The sequence below is a fragment of the uncultured Campylobacter sp. genome, assembly GCF_938045345.1.
Taxonomy (GTDB): Bacteria; Campylobacterota; Campylobacteria; order Campylobacterales; family Campylobacteraceae; genus Campylobacter_B.
The window spans coordinates 17,854-38,322 of record NZ_CALIMS010000021.1 but is presented as its reverse complement, the minus strand read 5'-3'; the positions used below and the strand labels follow the sequence as shown (position 1 = coordinate 38,322).

Here is a 20,469-nt window from a genome sequence, read left to right as displayed (position 1 = left end):
GCACGTCAAGGCTCTTTGCCGCCGCGCGCGCTACCGCCATAGATACGCCAAGCACGGCGTTCGCGCCTAAATTTGAGTAGTTATCGGTGCCGTCAAGCTCTCTCATCTCATCGTCAAGCGCCTTTTGATCAAACGCATCCAGCCCGATCACAGCCTCCGCGATCTGAGAATTTACGTTTTCTACCGCCTTTAGCACGCCCTTGCCGCAGTATCTATCGCCCCCGTCGCGAAGCTCCAGCGCCTCGCGTTTGCCCGTGCTTGCGCCGCTTGGGACTATCGCGCTTGCTACGGTGCCGTCGCTTAGAGCCACGGTCGCTTTCACGGTCGGGTTGCCACGGCTATCTAGCACCTCTATCGCATAAATATCTTCGATATAAATCATCATTCATCTCCACTTTGTAAATTTTCTTCATCGTCCGCGTCTGCGCTGAAATTTACGCTACCCATCTGCTCGCGGATTTTTGCCGTGATCTCTTCAGCGACGGCAGGGTTATTCTCTAGATAAATTTTAGCATTTTCGCGACCTTGACCCAGCTTAGTGTCGCCGTAGCTGAACCATGCGCCGCTTTTATCGACGATGTCTAGCTTGACGCCGTAATCGATCAGCTCGCCCACCTTGCTGATGCCTTTGCCGAACATTATGTCAAATTCCGCGATCTTAAACGGCGGCGCCACCTTGTTTTTCACGACCTTGACCTTGGCGCGGTTGCCGATGCTCTCTTCGTTTTGTTTTAAAGTAGCGATCTTGCGTATATCGATGCGCACCGAAGCGTAAAATTTAAGCGCATTGCCGCCGGTTGTCGTCTCTGGTGTGCCGTAGCCCATCGCGCCGATCTTCATACGGATTTGGTTGATAAAGATCACCGTCGTATTCATCTTGTGCACGACGCCGGCGAGTTTGCGCAGCGCCTGGCTCATAAGTCGCGCCTGAAGCCCTACGTGCTGATCGCCCATGTCGCCCTCGATCTCGTTTTTCGGCGTGAGCGCAGCGACGCTATCTACGACGATAAGATCGATCGCGCCGCTCTTTGCTAAGGTTTCTACGATGTCGAGCGCCTGTTCGCCGAAGTCGGGCTGGCTGACGTAGAGGTTGTCGGTATCGACGCCTAAATTTGAAGCGTATTTGACGTCCAGCGCGTGCTCGGCGTCCACGAATGCGCAAATTCCGCCCGCCTTTTGGCACTCGGCGATGATGTGAAGCGTAAGCGTCGTCTTTCCCGAGCTTTCCGGCCCGTAAACCTCGATGATACGCCCTTTCGGCACGCCGCCGATGCCAAGCGCGATGTCAAGCCCCACCGAGCCCGTAGAGATGGCGTCTATCGGCTCGACCTGCTTATCGCCTAGTCGCACGAGCGTGCCCTTGCCGAAAGCCTTGTCGATCGATTTTAGCGCCGCATCCAGCGTCTTTTTCTTTCCCTCGTCCATGTTTTTCCTTAAAAATAAATTCACCTGATTTTACCAAATTTGAAATGAATTTTTGATTATTCGCCCAAATTCGGCGCGGCATCGGAATTTGAAATTTTTAAGGAGCGCAGAAGCTCTGCGCGGCAAGCCTTAAAGCGTTAAATTTAGCCTCTTAAACGGGCCCTGTTTTTCACGTTTTTCTTTAGAAATTCCGCATTTTTATGAGGGCTGTAGCAAAATTTCACTATAATTTCGCAACATTTAAAAATCAGGCCGCGCGCGAAATTAAAAGCGGAGCAAAAAGGATGAAATTTGAAGATTTTTAAGCATATAAACGTCGCTCACTCGCCCGACGCCGACGATATTTTTATGTATAAGGCGATTGACTTTGGCTGGGTAAGCTCGAAAAATCTAAAGCTTAGCGCCACCGCGCTTGATATCCAGACGCTAAACGACGAGGCGCTAAAGGGCACTTACGAAGCCACGGCGATTAGCTTCGCGCTATATCCGCTTATCTGCGACGAATACGCGCTTTTGCGCACGGCGGTGAGCTTTGGCGAGGGCTACGGACCAAAGCTCGTTAAGAAAAAGGGCGCGGTTTTAAAGCGAAATTTTAAGGTCGCGCTAAGCGGCAAGCACACGACAAACGCCCTGCTTTTTCGCATGGCATACCCGCAGGCGCGCATAGTTTATAAAAACTTTCTCGACATTGAGGGCGCGGTTTTAAGCGGCGAGGTGGACGCGGGCGTGCTGATACACGAGAGCATTTTGGACTTTTCGGACGAGCTTTGCGTGGAACGCGAGATCTGGGACATCTGGAGCGAGCTAGCGGGCGAAAATCTGCCGCTACCGCTAGGAGGCATGGCGGTTCGCCGTAGCCTACCGATAACGGACGCCATCGAGTGCGAGCGCGTGCTAATGGGGGGCGTGCGCATCGCCACCGCGCATAAGCCATTTTTATCGCACATGCTGATGGAGCGAAATTTGATCCGCGTCGATAAAGAAAAGCTAAAAACCTATCTAAATCTCTACGCAAATGATAGCTCCGTCTCGATGAACGAAACGCAGCTAAAGGCGGTAAATAGGCTCTTTGCGCTTGGCTACGAGCGCGGATTTTACCCTGCGCCGATTAGCGCGCAGGAGAATTTTATTCCGCGCGAATATAACGAGATCCGTTTTGCAGACTGTGGCGGACAAAACCCTATGTAAAGGCGGGCGAGGTTAAAATTTAGCTGAAATTTGAGCCTTGTTTCGGCTGATTTTGCTCGAAACACTACCCCTTCGTTTCGGCTAAATTTCTAGGCGTTAAGAGGTTTGCGCCTCGGCTAAAATTTTACTTCGGCGTAAAAGCAGACGCGCGGTAGAATTTTATATCGCTTTTGCCGTAGCGGTAATGTATCGCCGCTTTTGGATTTAGCTGCGGAGTGCAATGTGGATTTAAAATTTGCGCGCAAATTTAACGCCGAGCTTGCCGTGATTTTGCCGCCAATTTCGTCAATCGACCACGCTGTAGCGCCATTTGTCGCGGTGCAATCTGTACGCCTTAAATTTACGGCTACGCAGCGATAAAATTTTGCAGCGCGGCGCTACATTGCGCGGCTGTATTTTATACCGCAGGGTGTGAGCTGTGCGTGCGACGTAGCGCGCCGCTGAAAACGTATCGCAAGCGAGCTAAATTTAATCGCGGTGGCGTCGCTAAATTTTGAAATAGCGTTCGTGTTTTGCACTGTGTGGTGCGACGGTATCGCTAAATTTTAAAATGATACGCGGCGAGCGTGAAATTTTTAAATTTATGAAACCAAAAAATGAAATTTAAAAGGCAAAAATTTGGAAACAAAGCAGATAGATTTTAGCAAATACACCTCCGTGCGCATCGGCGGGAGCTTCGCGGTGCAAATTTTAAAGGACGAGGCCGATTTTGCGGAGTTTGAGAGCATAGCGGGGGGCGCGATCATCGGCGGTGGCAACAATCTGCTCATCTCGCCCGCGCCGCCGCATCTTGCGATGCTAAGCGAGGAGTTCGATCGCATAAGCTTAAGCGGCAATGTCCTTAACATCGGGGCTGCGACGAAGTCGGGCAAAATTTACAACTTCGCCAAAAAGCAAAACATCGGCGGATTTGAGTTTTTGCAAAATATCCCTGGTACGCTAGGCGGACTAATAAAAATGAACGCGGGGCTTTGCGGCGTTAGCGTTAGCGATGATCTGCTAGCCGTGCGGCTGGGGCGCGGCTGGGTGGAACGCGAGCGGATAAGCTTCGGCTACCGAAGAAGCGGGATCGAGGAGCCGATTTTGGGCGCCGAGTTTAAAATTTCACGCGGCTTTGATGCCGAACTCGCCGCGGATTTCGCCGCCAAGCGCACCAACCAGCCAAAGGGAGCTAGCTTTGGAAGCTGCTTTAAAAACCCGCCGAATGACGCCGCGGGCAGGCTGATCGAAGCGGCGGGGCTTAAAGGCCACGCGATCGGCGGCGCGAAATTTAGCGAGCAGCACGCCAATTTCATCATAAATTTCGGCGGTGCGAGCTTTGAGGATGTGATTGCGCTCATAAATTTAGCGCAAAGCCGCGTTTTTGAGGAATTCGGTATCGAACTGGAAACCGAGGTCGTGGTGCTATAAAAGGAAATTCGTATATTTTGCCCCGACTAAACTTACTCGGTTGTCCATTCCGTCTTTTTTGCACTGGATTTTTTTATGCTTTGAAATTTTAAAATACCGACGAAATCGTCAAATTTAAAAGCGCTCAATACGGTGCGCCGGCGATACTAACTGCTGTTTCATCGCTTAAAATAGTCGCTACAAAAATAGTCCGCAAAAACAATCAATTTTATCCCGTTTATCTCGCCATGAAAAACAGTTGTTGAATTTTACGCGCCAAACCGACGCGACCGTCTAAATCGGTGTTCAGTAACCGTCTAAGCGGGTAAGCAAATTTAGTCCAGATAGTAGCCCGCTAAAGCCGCGACTGCGACGATGAGAGTAAGCGCGGCCGTTAATTTATATAGCCGCAAAGCTCCGGCGCAGCGACTTTTCATATCGCGGATTTTAGGCGGCTTGCTAGCTAAATTTAGCTCCGCAAGCGCCGCGTCAAATTTGCCGTAATCAAGCCTTCCTTCTGCAAAATCTCTAAAAATCAGCGTATCGAAATGCAGCCTAATGTGCAGATAAAATAGAGCCGTAAAAGCTGCTAAAAAGCCCGTAATGACGGCAAAATGCGTAAAAATAGTAAGACAGACGGCAAGCTGAAGTAAATTTAACAAAAAAAACAGCCTGTGCGTCGCTAAAAATCTAGCCGTAACCAGCGCCAAGGCTCTATCGTCCGTACTTTGGCGGCATTCCCGCTCCCCGCCTTGCGCCGATTTTTCGTTTTGCTCCGCATTCGTCATTTTCCCTCCTCTTTTTGGGTGTTTGCCTTTGGTTAAATTCCCGTTCATTTTCGCCGAGAATTTTGCAATGCCGCTTGTTTTTTGTCCGCAAATTTTTAAATTTGATCCCTCAAACCGGACTTGATCAAATTTAGCCTGCGCCTATTTCGCGCTTAAATTTGCCGCACTTGCTTTTGCGAATTTAGCTGGTCTTTACTCCGCTTTCGAATTTACGCGGGCTTCTGCGGCTAGCCGCGCTATCCGATCGCGCAGCGAGCTAGCGACTGCGATCTTTTCGCGGCGAGATTTTAGCAAATTTAGCGCCTCGTCAAAGCCTAGTCTCGCGTAAATCACCAGCCAAGCAAGCAGCACCGACGCGCTCCTACCGTAGCCCAGCGCGCAGCACACTAGCACCTTTTTATCGTTTGCTTCGGCGGCTCGTTCGTTTGAGTCCGTGAGAATTTGCCCTGTCTCGGCGATCTTGCTTTCGTTTGCCGAGCCGCGCGTTTGCAAATTTACCCGCGGGCTCGCTTGCTCGTGAAATTTAAAATCTCGCCCGTGCGCGCAGCCTGCCTTGGCGCTAAAATTTGATCCTATCTCCGCCGCCCTTTGCTGCAAATTTTCGCCGCCGCAAAGAGTCGTTTTTACGAGCTGATCGAGTTCGTCCGCGCCGCGTTTTAGCTCGTCCGCGCTCGGCGTTATCATATCTAGCATAGGTAGGCTCGCATAAATTTGCGCGCCACCAGGCCGCTCAAACTCGGCCGCACAGTCCAGCACCGCGTCAAATTTGCCCGCCTGCTTAACCGAGCCTAGATACAGCCCGGGTAAAATCTCGTCTGAAAGCCGGCGTCCGCGCAGCCAAAAAAGCGCATTTAACCGCGCTACGCAAAGATAGGGGAAAAGTAAAGCTTTAGCCGTGGCGGCGTGACGGCCTTGCCCGTTTTTAGCAAAAACTCCCGCGCCTAAAAACGCATAACCGCAAGCAACCAGCGCGAAACTAAAGCTCGCCCACGATAGCCACAGCATCCACGCGCCCCAAATTTTAGCTCCCAAAATCGCCCCAAAAAGCGTCAAAAACGCAAGCCCTAGATATAGCGCCGCCTTGAGCCAAACCGCGCGCGCCTTGCGAAGGTAAAATGCGCCCACCACGACGCAAAGTATGATGTGTAGCGACGGAGCTTGATTAAACGGGAGGTCAAAGGCGGCGAGGCTTGAGAACAAAAAGCCGCTAAGGCCCGAAACCGCGGGCTTCTCCCACGACATTTGCAGAGGAAAAGCGATAAAAAACAGCGTCGCGATCATCTGCGCGGCTAGCAGCTGCGTAACGTAGCGCGCGAGCTCCCTAGCGTCACGGCAGAGGAAAAATCCAAGAGCGTAGAGTAAATTTAGCGACCAGTACGGCACGATACTCCACGCCCAAAACGGCAGTGCGCGCTCCCACGCGAAATAAATCTCGGGCACGTTCGCGCGAGCGCTCGCGAGGGCGTTTGTAGCGCTGTAGCTAGCGTAAAATATCGCCGCAACGACGACTAGCGCGGCCAGCTGCGATAAAAACGGTTTTGTTTTCATTTTTGCCTTTTTTGCTAATTCTATCAAATTTTAGCGGATTTGCGTTTTTACGGATTTATCGGTCCGAGATCGTTTGCTTGACGCAAATTTGTAAACTTTACGCACCGAGACCCGCATCTTTAAGGTACTAAATTTGAATTAGTCAAATTTATCGTTATGAATTAAACTTTTTGTGCAAGTCAATCTTTTTTGTTAAGGGGGAAGGGGCTTGAATTACGCTCTGCTAGCAGTTGCGAGCGCTAGCGAAGCAAAAGAGCTCCCTTCCCCCTTAACGATCCCCCAACCCCTACGACGTGAGATGATGTAGCGACACTGCTTTGCTGATGCAAAGCGTCGCAAATTTAAATTTAGCATTTTTGCGGTACGGGTCTCGGCAACTCAAATTTACAAAATTTGAGTTCAAATTTAAACGTAAAACGATAAGGCGAAGTATCGCGAGATGATTTTTCGAGTTTTGAAGCAAAATTGAGCGTGCGCTAGGCTATAGCCTGCGGAGCGAAAATTTTGCGAAATCTCGGAAAAGCACTCACGAGACGAGCCGCTAAATTTTAACAGCTAAACTAACGCTAAATATCCCATCCCCATCTATCCACTCTTTTACTTTTTTAAATCCCGCATTTTCCACGAGCTGATCCATCTCGGCTTGGCTACGGCGGCGCATGATCCACGCCGCACCCTGCCTGTGGCTAGATAGAGCGCGCGCGATCATCTCGAGCTGCGGGTGCCACGGCTGGTTGGTGTAGATGAGGTAGCCGCCGCTTTTTACGCTGCTTGAAAAGCCTTGTAGCGCGGTGCGCACGACTGAGTTATCAGGAAAAAGCTCAAACAGTCCCGACACGACGCCTAGCGTATATGCGTCCTGCAGACCATCGTAGCTAGCGGCTTCAAACGCATTTGCCTGCGTAAAGCTCGCGACGTCCTGCAGCCCGCGCTCTTTTATCATTTCACTGCCGGCTTTTACGTTTATGTCGCTGTAGTCGCGTAGCGTTATGCGCTCAAATTTATGCCCCTGCGCGGCGTCTAGTATGTATCTGCCGTGCCCCGAGGCGATGTCTAGCAGTCGTAGCGGCTCGCCGCGCTCCTGCAGCTTTGCGACGGCTTGATCGATGGCTAGCTTGATATTTCGCTTGCGCTCTCTGATGCCACGCCAGCCGATGGCGTTTAGGTAAAATTTGTCGATAAATTTGAAAAATTTATTCGCCCCTTGCGGCTCGTTTCGGTAGACGTAGTCAAGCGTACTGCCGCTATCGTAGCCCGTGTTTTCGCCGATCTTTAGTCCGCCGACCCACGGCGAAACCGCCTGCATAAATATCCGCTGAAATTTAAATCGCAAATTTTTCGGGCTAAATCTCGGCAGTGGCGTAGCCAGCCTATCGGCCTCCTCGCGGCTAAAGCCGTATTCGTCCGCGTGCGTGCAGTCCACCTCGCTAAAAGGCGCGCTAAACCTCTCACCGACGAACTCGCGCACGATCTCAAACGCCCTCTCCCGCTCGCTCTCGCCCAGCGTATCGTGGTAAAATCCCTCTAAAATCTCGCGCCTTTTTACCCGCGCGCCAAGAGCGTTGTAAAACTCGTGCTGCGGGGCATGCTCCACGACCCAATCATCGCCCGAGATCAGCAGCAGCGTAGGCGTCGTAATCGCGGCGGCATCCGAAACCACGCGCTGCGCCGCCTCGTAAAGCTCCAGCAGTATGCGCACCGAGATCGCGCGAGTGATGAGCGAGTCGGCGTCGTAGCTGGCCTGGCGATCCTTGTCGTGCGTGAGATAGTGCGCCCTGACGTAGCTGTTTACGAAAAAATTTCCGCGCGAGGAGTAGAGCGCCTTTAGCCCAGCCCTAGCAAACGGTACGTAAAGCTTCACGCTAAACGCCGGACTAGCTAGCACCGCGCAGCGAACGCGCACAGCGTAGTCGTGCAACCACGCCGAGACCAGCACCGCGCCCACGCTCTGGGCTATCACGGCTAGATTTTGCGTCTCAAAGCCAAATCTCTGCTCGATGTGCGCCACAAACTCGTCCACGTCGGCGATGAGGCGGCCGATACTTGGCGCGTCGCCCCGCTCTCCGTCGCTCCTGCCGTGTCCGCGCTGATCCCACGCAAAATAGCTAAAACTCTCATCCGCTAGCCCGTCCGCCACGTGCGTCGTCCTGCCCGAGTGCTCGTGTCCGCGGTGAAATATCGCTACGGCTTTGGCATTCGGCGCGGCTTTAAATTTGAGATTTTGTTCGGCGTTTTCGCTCGGCGTCTCGCTCAAATTTGACGTGCCGCATTTGCTAGCTTCGTTTAAATTTGAGTCCGAATTTTCGTCGCCGTTTGATAAATTTTGCTCGTCCGATTTACCTTCGCTGTTTAAATTTAGCTCCGTATTTTCATCCGCGCCGCCTATTTGCTCGTCGGTCAAATTTGATGTTTCGTTTGCGGTCCCGGCGCTTAAATTTGATCCGTCAAATTTACCGTCCTCGCTCAAATTTATTTCGTATGCGCTCTGGTTTTCGCACGCTACGTCGCTAGCCAGGCGGTATCTGTAAAATATCCTCGCCCCGTCGCTGGTTATAAAATAGCTCTCTTTAAACTCCATTTTTCGCCTTTCTTGCTTAAATTTATCGATTTTTACGCTTATTTTATCCTAAAATGCCCCGTTATCTCGTAACTCTTTAGCACGTCCTCTTCCTGCGCGCCAAGCCCGATATTGTGGATCACGAGCGGGGTTTTGCTAGCGGCAAATTTATCCGAAACTATGCCGATGTGCGGCCTGCCGTTATCCAGCCGCCACGTCACGATATCGCCGGCTTTAAACTCGCCCTTTGCCTCGTAACCCTTGCGTTTTAGGTAGGTTGCGATGTTTGGTACGCGGCGATGATCGATGTTTTTGTCGGTCTTTTTCGCGCCCCAGTTTTTAGGATAGGCGCTAAAATTTGCGCTCATATCCTCGTGGATGAGCCGCTGCAAATCGACGTCCTGCCCGCGCAGCGCCCTAACCACGACGTCGGTGCAAACGCCTTTTATCATATCCACATCGCCCATCGGATAGGCTAGCCTCTCGTACGAAGGATCGTAAAACAGCGTCTGCCCGACCTGCGCTCTAGCGTCTTGCACGAGCTTTTGGGCCGAAAATGCAAAGGCTAAATTTGCCGCGAGCGCTAAAAGTAAAATTTTGCTCCAAATTTTCATCAAAACCTCACGCGTAAAAATATCTAACTATGTGAAAAAATATCGGCGCCGCAAAGCATAGCGAGTCCATACGGTCAAGCATCCCGCCGTGCCCGCTGATCATGTAGCCCCAGTCTTTGACGCCCAGATCGCGCTTGATCGCAGACATAACAAGCCCTCCTAAAAAGCCCATCATGCAAACGGCAAGCCCGATAAAAAACGCCCCCACCGCGCCAAAGGGCGTGAGATAATGCAGACACGCGGCCAGCGTACTAGCGCTAAGAACCCCTCCCACAAAGCCGACCACAGTCTTAGACGGGCTGATGCTAGGAGCGATCTTGCGTTTACCAAAAAGCTTGCCCCAGACGTACTGCAGCACGTCGCTAGATTGCACGACCAGGATCAAAAACAGCATCAGCTCCATGCCGCTGCCACGCTTAAGATCCAGCAAAAGAAGCGCGGGGATATGCGAGATACAAAACACGCAGATCATCAGCGCCCACTGGATCTTCGTCGAGCGCTCCAAAAAGTATGCCGCATCGCCGCAAATGGCCGCTAAAATCGGTAAAAACAAAAATCCGTAAACCGGGATAAATATCATCGCCATCGCGTACCAATCAGCATAGATAAATATATACTGCATGGGCAAAATCACGTAAAAACACGCCACGAGCGTGATGTGATCGCCCCTGCGGATGTAGATGAGCGACAAAAACTCGCGCAAAGCGGCAAAAGATACGAGCAAAAACAAAAATATTACGGCGTTTTTGCCCATATACGTAAACGCAAAAATGACCAAAATCATCGCCCACCAGGCGTTTATGCGCGAGGTCAAATTTGAGATGGTTTTGTTCTCGGCGCCAAATTTGGCCTTTAGGATAAAAGCCACGACACTAGAGACGACAAGCACCGCGATGAGTCCTAAAAATAGATTTAAGATATGATTTTGCGGGTTCATTTTAGGGCCTTTTGGTTAAATTTGAAGCTAAATTTGACGCCTACGCAGGAGCTATCCGAGCGAGTCAAATTTGCGCGCGTTTGGTTTGTCGCGCGGACGGCTTGATTGGTTAAATTTGTTAGCCAGAAATGCTCGCGCTTTGAGCCTGCATTTGGGTTAAATTTGATTTGCGGCGTGGCGAGCGTTTTAGCCCGTATTTCGCGCTTAAATTTGACGTTTTCGGCTGCTGCTTTAAAAGACTCGCCGTCAAATTTGTCGTAAAAATCGGTCGCAAATTTACCTCGCTCGTTTGACCGCTTTATCTCGCGCTTAAATTCTTTGCGATGAGCGCTGCAAATTTTATCTCCAAGCTCCAAGCTGTCGCAAAAAATATCGGCCGAATTTTCTCGCGCGCTTGACGGATTTGCGGGGCTTAAATTTACCGCTCTCGTCAAAGCTACCATGCTAGGCTTTCGTTCTATCATTTTGCGTATCGCTCATCGCTAGCAGCGCGTCCTGCGCCTTTTGTAAAAACTCGCCCTTGCCCTCGCCGCCGTAGGTTATCTCCTCGCCCACTATCAGCTCGCAAAGCAGCGGAATGGGTATCATAAAGCCTTTAGGTAGGACGTTGCGCGCATTTTTGATCCATACGGGCACTAGCGGGACGTCAGGACACTGCTGCGCCAGGCGAAATATCCCGCTTTTAAACGGCTGTAGCGCGAGATCGTCGTCCATCTTGCGCGTGCCTTCGGGAAAGATGATGAGAGAGTGGGTCTGCAGCGCCTCGTTCATTTGCGTTAGCGCCTCTAACGGATCTTTGCGGCGACTTATTAGCACCATATTAAACACGTTTTTAGCAAGAAATCTGCGCACGGGCCCGCTCTCCCAGTACTCCGTCGCCGCGACTGGGCGCACGCGCTTTCTCACGCGATACGGCAGCGAGACGAAAATCAGCAAAAAATCGCCGTGACTGGCGTGGTTTGCATAGTAAATTTTAGTACCCTCGCCGATGTTTAAAAGCTCCTGCGGCGGCCGTACGCCCGTGATAAATATAGTAATACGGCAAAGGATAAAATCAAGTGCTACAGCTAAAAACTCTTTCATCTTGTATCCTTTTTACTCTTTTACTTTTCAAATTCACTTTTTGCGGTGCCCTCAATTTTACGGTTGCGTGCAGCGAATAAGCTTCTCGCCCATCATGCCGAAAACGAGCGTTTAGACATGAATTTGAGGCGATTAAAGCTGATACGGTTTTAAGTAACGCCTGCAATTTGCCGCTTTTGCTACTTGCCTTTAATTTCACCGACTTTGATAAAACGCTCGAAATCAACCGACGCGTTTTGCGCGCCTAGCGTCTTTTAAAGCGTCTAAATTAAGCGGACAAATTCGCCGTGATATTTTATCCTCGCCTCAAAAAATCTCGTAAATTTAAACAAGATCAAATTTATAATTATTGCGTGCCCGCGTCGAGGCGAGCTTAAAACTTTTGCAATTATATCAAATTTAGGCGAATTTATCTTGCGTCGATTTTAGAGATAGCTATTAAATTTATCCTCGTCCGAGGCGCCTTATTCCACGCTTTTTAGTCCCATCCTTACGCGGTTTGCACAAGTAAGCGCAAGTAAAAATATCGCGGCGTAAAGTACCCAGCTAAGCCACTCCGGTAGTCGCCCAGATAGCGCATATACCGTACCGATAAGCCCGAATATAAACGCGCGGTCGCTCTTGCCCATAGGCCCGTCGTATCGCCTGCCGCAACCGTGCACCTGCCCTAGGACGCCCAAAAACTCACTCATAAAAGATAGAAAGATAACGAGCGCGATAACGCCCCAGTCAAACGGCGCCACGAAGGCAAACGGCAGATACAGCGCGGCGTCCGAGATGACGTCCGTGGCTTCGTTTAGGTAGCCGCCCAGCGGGCTTTTTTGATTAAGCTCGCGAGCCAGCATGCCGTCGATGGCATTTAGCGCCATACGCAAAAACATCCAAACGGGCAGCAGAAAGAATAGCGTCGAAATTTCGGCGAATTTTATCAGAAGTCCGCCCAGCAGAACGGAAATGACGCAGGCTGTGATCGTGACTTGATTTGCGCTGACGCCCGCGCCGTAAAGACGTCTTACTAACGGACGAAGTAAATTTTGAAATTTGGGCTTTAGCTCGTAAATCGTCATAAGGACTCCGAAAATTTGATTTTCGTATTGTCGCTTAAAAATGCTTGGAGGCAGATTAAATGTGTGGTCGGCTTTTGTGTGAGCTTTTTAATCGTCGATTTTTAAAAGCATTAGGATGGCGAAATGAACGATGAAAATATGAGTAAATTACCTCTTCTATCATTGCCGCGATCGGCACTTAATTTTTTTGACGCGGGCTCGCGATGGTAAAAGTAGTGTTTGCGGCACGATTATAGGCAGCGTGGTAATCTCCTTATGGAAAGCGTACGGTGCAATCATCGCCATATCAGTATCCATCTTTGCTCAATTCCTCTATGCGGACCGCAAAAATTTATAAATCGCATGGAATTTCGTCGCGATAGGTTTCAAACTTCGCTCTCCGCCGCAAATATAATAGACCTTGTCGCGAAAATTCTAAATCATAGCGGCGCCGAGCCGGGAAGAGTACTTTTAAATTTTAAAATTTCGCGGCGGCGCAAAGCCTCCGTATTTGCGGATTTAAGGTAAAATTCAAAATTTAATTCTGCCAGATATTTTCGTTTAATTTTAGACTTTTTACTATGGATAGAAAGAATAAAAGCTCGTGCTTGATAGACGCGGCAGGACCTGCGCTAAGTACGCTGCGATCTACGCTAGGCTCGAAGCTATCGTGTCCCGTGTGGATGAAAATGCAGATGTTTCTATCCGAAAAGCTTAATCTGATCGGTCCGCCGGCACCGCTTCTAAAGCGAAGCAAGCGCCGCATAAAGGCGGGCGTGAGGGCGTACATTGCAGACACGGCATCGGCGCTATATACGCTAAACGCGGAGCTAAACTCGCTATCGTCCATCGCGATCTTCTTAAGTCCGCCGAGTGTTGGTCTCGCGCTGAGCGAAGGCAGGATCACCGCCACCGAGTTTACGCGCTTTTTAAATTCTGCGTAGAAAAAGATCCCCCTGCTGCTACGTCGTTCGTCAGTATGAGTCACGCATACATCCGCAAAGCTGAAAAATACTCCGTCATAAACGCCGGAAATTTTATCTTCGCAATCAAAATAGCTTATGCCATCCACAAATAGACCGCTCGCGCGCAGATACGCCGGCCTAAACGAGCCTGAAATTTCGTAGCGGTAGCCTAGGCTTGCGATATAGGGCGCGATATATTGTTGTTTAAAGGCGCGGACGAATTTTTTGGATCTGTTGTGTTTGATCCGCTCCAGTGCGGCATCCGCGATATTAAACAAAGAAAGGCAGATGGTTACGAGTGCGATGATGAAGCGTAAGGCATCATTCTCGCACATTTCTACGCCTTTGGCAAGTATCCCCAGCAAGATGCAAAAGATAAATACGCGCATTATATTTGCATCTTTATTCACTACTCTATAAGAGATGCTGCCGCAGCTAAATGCCACTATGATCCAGCAGAGGCCCATTGCTGCATTTTGATCTCTAAAATTGAAAAATAGCCACAGCGCCGAGGCCAGCACCGCTAGTGCTATTATCGAAAACGCCGTGCCTTTGCGCTGCTCCGCCTCATCCAGGATGCCGAGCCTTAGTTTTTCCAATTCGTTTGCGGTCATCTTTCTCTTTCTAAATTTAGCTAGCAAATTTTAAAGCTTAGCTTCGAACCCGCCTCTAAATTTAAACGGCTAAGCTTTAAAATTTACAAAATTCCGCGGAATTTCGCTCTTTAAATTCCGCGCAAAATTTAGCTTCGGCACAAAATTTCTACGATCACCTGCGGCAATAGCTCATGCTCGATTTCGTGGATTTTGGCTTCGTAAGCCTCAAGGCTCATTCCCGCGCTCTTTTCAAACGCTCGCTGAGCGATGATCGCGCCGCCGTCTAGCTCCTCGCTGACCCAGTGCACGCTCACGCCGCCTACCTTCATATCGCTCTCAAAGCTCTCTTTTATCGCGTGCGCGCCCTTAAAAAGCGGCAGTAGCGACGGGTGCAAATTTATCGCGCGAACTCTGCTCGTAAAAACGGGCGTGAGAATCCGCATAAAGCCCGCAAGCACCGTAAGATCCGCGCCGCTTTTTTCGATCTCGCGCACGAGTGCGGCGTCAAATTCCTCGCGGCTAGCGAAGTCTTTGTGATTTAGGATCACACTTTTAAGCCCGAATTTTGCAGCCTTTGCTATGCCGCCTGCGTTAGCTTTGTTGCTTAGCGTTAGCGCGACTTCGATCTTGGTTTCGCCAAAAATTTTGCCGTGCAGCTTCTGCAAGATCGCCTCTAAATTTGAACCGCTACCGCTAAAAAGCACGGCGAGCTTTTTCACAACCATTTTACCTCCTCGATGAGATCGAGCGGATTTAGCGCGTAGGAGTTTTTGGCGAAGGCTCGCGCGGCGAGTGCGTGGGCTAGGACGCCGCAGATTGAGGCTTGCAGAGGCGAGTAGCCTTGCGCGAGTAGCCCGCCGATGAGCCCTGCGAGCACGTCGCCGCTGCCGCCTTTTGCGAGCGCGACGCTACCTTTGTCGCAGACGTAGATGACGCCCGCTTGAGCGATGAGCGTGTTTGCGCCCTTTAGCACGAGCACGCCGCTAAATTTCTCGCTCCACGCCCGCGCAAGCTCGAAGCGCCGCTCTTGCAGCTCGCTCACGCTAAGATCTGCGATGCCCGCGATCTTTAAAAGCGAGCAGAATTCCTTCGGATGGGGCGTTAGGATTAAATTTGAATTGGCGTTTAGCAGGCTTAAAATTTCGCTCTCGTAGCATAGATCGGCGTCGATGACGCAGCTTTTGCCCCGCAGCGCGGCAAGATCGATCTTCCGCTCTCCAAGGCCGCAGCCGCAGACTACGACCCGCGCGGCATTGAATGAGCTTTTTTGCATCAAAATCGGGCTTAAATTTAACGGCCCATCACTAACGACGCTAACGAGCCCGCTGCCGATCGCGTGAGCCGCCAGAGCCGCCATCTGCGCCGCTCCGCTCATCTGCCCGCTTACTACGTAGGTGTGCCCGAAGTCGCCCTTGTTGGTGTTTTGTTTCCTGCGCAGCGGCAGCTTCAGATCGCTTTTTTGAAGCAGAAAATATTCGCTCCGCCCCTCAAAATTTGAGCGCGAAATTCCAAGATTTGCGACCTTGATCCGCCCTACATAATCCTTCGCGCCGTCCGAAAACAGCGCGAGCTTCAGCGCGCCCATCGCGATCGTCAGATCCGCGCAAAATGCACCGCCTAAAATGCGCCCGCTTTTATCGATACCGCTTGGAATATCGACTGCGATTTTTAGGGATTTTGAGCTATTTGCGAGAGATAAAATTTCACAAATTTCAGAGCTTAAGGCTTTGTTTAGACCGCTGCCGAAAATCCCGTCGATTATGCAGTCTGCGCTCGTAATCTCATAGTGCAGGATGCGCGGTTCGCCGCAATCGTTGCCTAGTTTGCCGAAATCGCTGCCATGCCCCACGGTTTCAAATTTAGCGCTTGTAAATTTTGAGCCCTTAAATTTCGTGCTTAATTTATCGCCGCCGCCCATAATGCCCGCGTTGCTTAGGCTTTCGAGCTCGCGCCGCGGCTCGCTCGCGCCAGCGTCTTTTAAATAGGAGCCGCCTACGCTTTCATGCGCGCAGGCATCCTTGCTAGACGCGCCCTCTACGTGCCCGCAATCGTCTTTCGCGCTCGCGATATCGATAAGCTTAACCCCCGCAGCCCGCGCCGCATCAGCTTGAAATTTGCCCGCCGCGCTTCTATTTTCCAGCACGCAAAGCGCCGTGCAGCTAAAATCGCCGCTTAGCCTTCGTAGTGCCACCATCGCGTCTGCGCCGTTGTTTCCGCCGCCGCAAAGTGCCAAAACGCGCGAGCCCTTTTTGAGCCGCTTTCTGATCTCGCGCTCGATCTTGCAAGCGGCATTTTCCATTAAAATTTGCTCGCCAAGTCCAAATTTTGCGCTAGCTCGCGCGTCGAGCTCCTCGGTGCTAAAGAAAATTTTTTTCAAATTTCGCTCCTTATGCGAAAGCTAAGAGCCTCCAAAATATGCGCTTTGGCGATGATTTCGGCGCCTGCTAGATCGGCGATAGTGCGGGCAAGCTTTAGCGTCTTATTTACGCCGCGCTGCGAAAGATCGTAGCGGGTAATCGCCGTTTGCAAAACCTCCCGCGCCGCGCTTTCGCAGACGCAAAATTTTTCGGTCTCCTCGTCGCGCAGCTTTGCGTTTAGCTCGCTCTGTCCGCGAGCCTTTTGCACGCGAAACGCCCGCAGCACCGCATCCGCCATCTCCTCGCTACAAACGTCGCTTCTGTCGTCTGCGCCGGTCTCGTCCATCGCGACATATATGTCGATGCGATCGAGCAGCGGCGCGGAGATCGTGTTTTTGTAGCGCCTGATGTCGTTTAGCGAGCAGGTGCAGGTGAGGTTTTTAGAGAATAGATTTCCGCACGGGCAGGGATTTTGCGCCGCGACGAAGATAAATTTCGTTTGGTATTCGACTTTGGAATTTACGCGCGAAATTAAAATTCTATTATCCTCCAGCGGCTCGCGCAGGCTTTCTAAAATTTGTTTGCCGAAGTGCGGCAGCTCGTCGAAAAACAGCTCGCCGCCGTTTGCGAGCGCGACCTCGCCGATCTTTGCGCCGCTACTGCCGCCGCCGAAAATCGAGCTGCGCGTGCTGGTGTGATGCGGCGATCGGAAGGGGCGCAGTGCGCTAAAATCGACGTCTTTGTTATTTAACGACTCGTAGGCGCACGAGAGCAGCACTTCGCCCAGGCTCTGCGGCGGCAGAATTCTAGCTATCCGCTTGGCGCACATACTTTTGCCGCAGCCTGGGCTGCCCTCAAAGAGGATGTTGTGCATGCCGCATGCGGCGATCAGGCTCGCGCGTTTGGCGCGCTTTTGCCCTTTGACGTCTTTGAAATCAAGCGAAAAATCGCGGTTGGGAACGTAAATTTGCCCGTCAATCTCCACGACGTTTTTAAAAAGCGGATGGGTTTCTCGCATGAGCCTGCTTGCGGCGAATTCCTCGTCTAAAAAAAATCTGACCGCGTCGCTTAGGCTACCCACGGCATAAACGTCGTAGTTTGGGATCGTGCAGGCTTTTAGAGCAATGCTTTGCGGCACTAAAATTTTAGCGCGCTTCGCCTTCGTGCTTAAAAAAAGCAGGATCGAAAAGAGGCTCGCCGTACTCTTTAAGCTGCCGTCTAAACCGAGCTCGCCAAAGACGAAGAAATCGCCGTCGATGCGCTCTTTTTGCAGCGCGATGAGAAGCGCGATCGCAAGATCGAAGTGCGAGCCGTTTTTGGGCGTGTCGGAGGGGGAGAGATTTATGATGATTTTGGACGCGGGAAATTTAAAATTTAGGCTCACAAGCGCCGCTTTTACGCGGCTTTCGCTCTCTTTTATCGTAGCGCCCGCAAGGCCAACGATATTAAATCCCGGCAGCCCCCGCACGAATGTCGACTCAACCTCTACAGGGATCAGAGCATCCGTGAAGGCAGCGCATTTTAGGGACTTCATTTCGATTTTTCTTTTAGGCTTTTTTTGAATTCTTTATCAAATTTTTTGCGTTTATTGTATCCGATGCGCTCGATGAAAAGATGTCCGTCGAGGTGGTCCATCTCGTGCTGGATACAGACGGCTAGCAGTTCGCTAGCGTCCATTTGCTGGGTATTGCCGGCGCGGTCTTGAAACTGCACCGTGATAAACTCGGCGCGTGTGACGTCCTCATAAAAGCCGGGCACCGACAGGCAGCCCTCCTGAAATACGACCTCGCCTTCCTTTTTTAAAATTTGCGGATTGATGATCTCGATGAGGTCTTTTTTGTCTTGGATTTTTTCCTCATTGGCTAAATTTATGATCAAAGCGCGCACGGGCCTGCCTACCTGGATGGCGGCAAGGCCTATGCCGTTTTTTGCGATCATCGTCTCATACATATCGTCCAAAAGCTCGCCCAGTGCCGCGTCGAATTTCACGACCTCGGTCGATCTTTGATAAAGCTTTTTATTCGGATAGGTAAGGACGTCCAGGATCATCTATTTAAAGCTCTTTTGAAGTACTTGGTCGATCAGTCCGTATTGCACGGCATCATCGGCGCTCATAAAAAAGTCGCGATCGGTGTCCTTTTCGACCTGCGCGAGATCTTTGCCGGAATTTTGCGAAAGGATGTTGTTTAGAATTTCTTTCATTCGTAAAATTTCTTTGGCTTGGATCTCGATGTCGGTAGCCTGACCCTGTGCACCGCCGAGGGGCTGGTGGATCATTATGCGCGAGTTTGGAAGCGCGTAGCGTTTGCCTTTGGCGCCGCAGCTTAGCAAAAACGCCCCCATCGATGCCGCTTGACCGATACAGATCGTGCTTACGTCGGGCTTAATGTAATTCATAGTATCATAAATGCTAAATCCGCTCGTAACCACGCCGCCCGGGGAGTTGATGTATAGATAGATATCCTTATCCGGATCCTCCGCCTCCAAAAACAGAAGCTGCGCGACGATCGAGCTTGCCACTGCGTCGTCGATCTCGCCGCTAAGCATTACGATACGGTCTTTTAACAGCCTCGAGTAGATGTCGTAGCTGCGCTCTCCGCGACTAGTTTGTTCGATAACGTAAGGAATCACCATCTATTCGCCCTTCTCTTCTTTTTTGCCCTGTTTGGAGAAAATATCGTTAAATAGTTTCTCCTCGATCAGCGCCATTTTGACGGCGGGAAGCATGCCGTTGTTGCGGTATCTATCTAGGTACTCTTTCGGGTTTGCGCCGTAGGTGTAGGCCTCCATATAGACCGCCTGAACGAGCTCCTGATCGCTCACGTCGATCTTGCGCTTTTTGGCTAGCTCGTCGATTAGGAATGTCAGTTTTACGCTGTTTTCGGCAGCCTTTCTAAACTCTTCGCGCTTTTTATCCAGGGCGTCTTTGTTGTTTTTAAATTCCTCGATCTGCTCTTTTGAAAAGCCGCTCCAGGCATTGTTAAACTGCAAATTAATCTCCTGCTCGACGATCGCTTTTGGAAGCGCGAAGTTAAATTTTTCGGCGAGCGCGTCGGCAAATTTAGGCTTTAGATCCTCATTTATCAGCTTTTGAAGCTTATCGTTTTTGATGCGCTCTTTGATGCGCGCTTCAAATTTCTCCTTGCTCGGCTCTTTCTCGCCCGGAAGCGCTTGCTTTAGCTCCTCCTCGCCGAGCTCTTTGGCAGGTTTTTTAGCCTGAATTTCATGAAGCTTAACTTTAAAGATCGCGTCCTTGCCGGCTAAATTTTTTGCGCCGTAATTCTCGGGGAATTTAACCGCTACGTCGCGCTCCTCGCCCACTCTAAGTCCGATCATACCGTCTTCAAAGCCAGGGATAAATTGATTTGAGCCGATTTGAAGTACGTAATCCTGCGCCTTGCCGCCGTCGAATGGCTTGCCGTCCACGAAGCCTTCGAAATCAAATTTTGCAAAATCGTCTTTGGCTAGAATTTTTTTGTTGGTCTTTGAAAGCGGCGCGATCATCTGCAAAAATTCCGCCACTTTCTCGTCGATCTCTTTTTGAGTAACGCGCGGACTGCTAAATTTCGGGATCAGCTCCTCGTATCCCTCGACGCTAACTTCGGGTCTGAAAGAAATTTCGATCTCAACGTCGATGTCGCCTTCTTTTTCGTCAAATTTAGAAAAGACCGGCTCGGATAAAATTTCATCTTGTTTTTTCTTTAAAATTTTAAGAGACTGATCGATCATATCTTTAAGAAGTTCCTGCTTTGCATCGCTCTCAAGCTGCTTGCCGTATCGCTTCAAAACCACCGCGGTAGGCACTTTACCCTGTCTGAATCCATCGATTCTTAGCTGCTTGGAGGCCTTTTTGGCTAGCTCTTCTACTTTTGCCGCGATCTGCTTTGCTTCGATCTTGCTCGCAGCTACCGCATTCGCGGCGTCTTTCATTTTTGCTTTTACTTCCATAAAATTCCTTTAGAAAATTTAAAAATAG

At 50.6% G+C, this 20,469-nt stretch carries 18 protein-coding genes and 1 pseudogene; 2 read left to right on the top strand and 17 right to left on the bottom strand.

The window, feature by feature from the left end; translation table 11 throughout:
* Nucleotides 1-382: pseudogene (eno, locus tag Q0144_RS05075) on the bottom strand (phosphopyruvate hydratase); the annotation flags it as partial.
* Nucleotides 382-1,425 carry a recombinase RecA gene (gene recA / locus Q0144_RS05070; RefSeq protein WP_297897512.1) on the bottom strand — a complete coding sequence of 348 codons (1,044 nt, stop codon included), beginning with the start codon at nucleotides 1,423-1,425 and terminating at the stop codon, nucleotides 382-384. The gene recA and the pseudogene eno, both read right to left, overlap by 1 nt.
* A 297-nt stretch (nucleotides 1,426-1,722) precedes the next feature.
* On the opposite strand from recA, the gene Q0144_RS05065 reads away from it, so the two are divergent.
* Nucleotides 1,723-2,613, top strand: coding sequence for a menaquinone biosynthesis family protein (locus Q0144_RS05065; protein ID WP_298062290.1), 891 nt, complete (start codon nucleotides 1,723-1,725; stop codon nucleotides 2,611-2,613).
* Between the two features lie 618 nt (nucleotides 2,614-3,231).
* A complete protein-coding gene (locus tag Q0144_RS05060) occupies nucleotides 3,232-4,023 on the top strand; it encodes a UDP-N-acetylmuramate dehydrogenase (RefSeq protein WP_298062288.1) in 792 nt (263 codons plus the stop codon).
* A gap of 314 nt (nucleotides 4,024-4,337) precedes the next feature.
* Here Q0144_RS05060 and Q0144_RS05055 read toward each other — a convergent pair whose 3' ends face one another.
* From Q0144_RS05055 to tig, 15 genes are all read right to left on the bottom strand, one after another.
* Nucleotides 4,338-4,790, bottom strand: a complete 453-nt coding sequence (locus Q0144_RS05055) for a hypothetical protein (RefSeq protein WP_298062286.1) — start codon at nucleotides 4,788-4,790, stop codon at nucleotides 4,338-4,340.
* A 192-nt stretch (nucleotides 4,791-4,982) separates the two neighbouring features.
* Nucleotides 4,983-6,338 carry a dual specificity protein phosphatase family protein gene (locus Q0144_RS05050; RefSeq protein WP_298062284.1) on the bottom strand — a complete coding sequence of 452 codons (1,356 nt, stop codon included), beginning with the start codon at nucleotides 6,336-6,338 and terminating at the stop codon, nucleotides 4,983-4,985.
* 541 nt (nucleotides 6,339-6,879) lie between these two features.
* Nucleotides 6,880-8,916, bottom strand: a complete 2,037-nt coding sequence (locus Q0144_RS05045; protein WP_298062282.1) for a bifunctional alpha/beta hydrolase/class I SAM-dependent methyltransferase — start codon at nucleotides 8,914-8,916, stop codon at nucleotides 6,880-6,882.
* A 38-nt stretch (nucleotides 8,917-8,954) separates the two neighbouring features.
* Complete coding sequence (locus Q0144_RS05040; protein WP_298062280.1) at nucleotides 8,955-9,509, bottom strand: DUF1287 domain-containing protein; 555 nt, start codon at nucleotides 9,507-9,509, stop codon at nucleotides 8,955-8,957.
* 7 nt (nucleotides 9,510-9,516) lie between these two features.
* Nucleotides 9,517-10,446 (bottom strand): phosphatidate cytidylyltransferase, encoded by a 930-nt coding sequence (locus Q0144_RS05035; RefSeq protein ID WP_298062278.1) that lies wholly within the window; start codon nucleotides 10,444-10,446, stop codon nucleotides 9,517-9,519.
* Nucleotides 10,443-10,910, bottom strand: a complete 468-nt coding sequence (locus tag Q0144_RS05030) for a hypothetical protein (RefSeq protein WP_298062275.1) — start codon at nucleotides 10,908-10,910, stop codon at nucleotides 10,443-10,445. Before Q0144_RS05030 ends, Q0144_RS05035 begins: the two co-directional genes overlap by 4 nt.
* On the bottom strand, nucleotides 10,891-11,529 hold the full coding sequence (locus Q0144_RS05025; RefSeq protein WP_298062273.1) for a lysophospholipid acyltransferase family protein: 639 nt from the start codon (nucleotides 11,527-11,529) through the stop codon (nucleotides 10,891-10,893). The genes Q0144_RS05030 and Q0144_RS05025 overlap by 20 nt, the downstream gene beginning before the upstream one ends.
* A 464-nt stretch (nucleotides 11,530-11,993) precedes the next feature.
* Nucleotides 11,994-12,596 carry a CDP-alcohol phosphatidyltransferase family protein gene (locus Q0144_RS05020; protein ID WP_298062272.1) on the bottom strand — a complete coding sequence of 201 codons (603 nt, stop codon included), beginning with the start codon at nucleotides 12,594-12,596 and terminating at the stop codon, nucleotides 11,994-11,996.
* 517 nt (nucleotides 12,597-13,113) lie between these two features.
* Nucleotides 13,114-14,154 carry a DUF3137 domain-containing protein gene (locus Q0144_RS05015; protein WP_298062270.1) on the bottom strand — a complete coding sequence of 347 codons (1,041 nt, stop codon included), beginning with the start codon at nucleotides 14,152-14,154 and terminating at the stop codon, nucleotides 13,114-13,116.
* Between the two features lie 128 nt (nucleotides 14,155-14,282).
* Nucleotides 14,283-14,861, bottom strand: coding sequence for a phosphoribosylglycinamide formyltransferase (gene purN / locus Q0144_RS05010; protein WP_298062268.1), 579 nt, complete (start codon nucleotides 14,859-14,861; stop codon nucleotides 14,283-14,285).
* Nucleotides 14,852-16,513: an NAD(P)H-hydrate dehydratase gene (locus Q0144_RS05005; protein WP_298062266.1), complete on the bottom strand. Its 1,662-nt coding sequence runs from the start codon at nucleotides 16,511-16,513 to the stop codon at nucleotides 14,852-14,854. Before Q0144_RS05005 ends, purN begins: the two co-directional genes overlap by 10 nt.
* Nucleotides 16,510-18,027 (bottom strand): YifB family Mg chelatase-like AAA ATPase, encoded by a 1,518-nt coding sequence (locus Q0144_RS05000; protein ID WP_298062263.1) that lies wholly within the window; start codon nucleotides 18,025-18,027, stop codon nucleotides 16,510-16,512. Before Q0144_RS05000 ends, Q0144_RS05005 begins: the two co-directional genes overlap by 4 nt.
* A complete protein-coding gene (gene def / locus Q0144_RS04995) occupies nucleotides 18,024-18,542 on the bottom strand; it encodes a peptide deformylase (protein WP_298062261.1) in 519 nt (172 codons plus the stop codon). Before def ends, Q0144_RS05000 begins: the two co-directional genes overlap by 4 nt.
* Complete coding sequence (gene clpP, locus Q0144_RS04990) at nucleotides 18,543-19,127, bottom strand: ATP-dependent Clp endopeptidase proteolytic subunit ClpP (RefSeq protein WP_298062260.1); 585 nt, start codon at nucleotides 19,125-19,127, stop codon at nucleotides 18,543-18,545.
* Nucleotides 19,128-20,441, bottom strand: a complete 1,314-nt coding sequence (gene tig / locus Q0144_RS04985; protein ID WP_298062258.1) for a trigger factor — start codon at nucleotides 20,439-20,441, stop codon at nucleotides 19,128-19,130. It lies immediately after the preceding gene.
* Nucleotides 20,442-20,469: the final 28 nt, after the last annotated feature.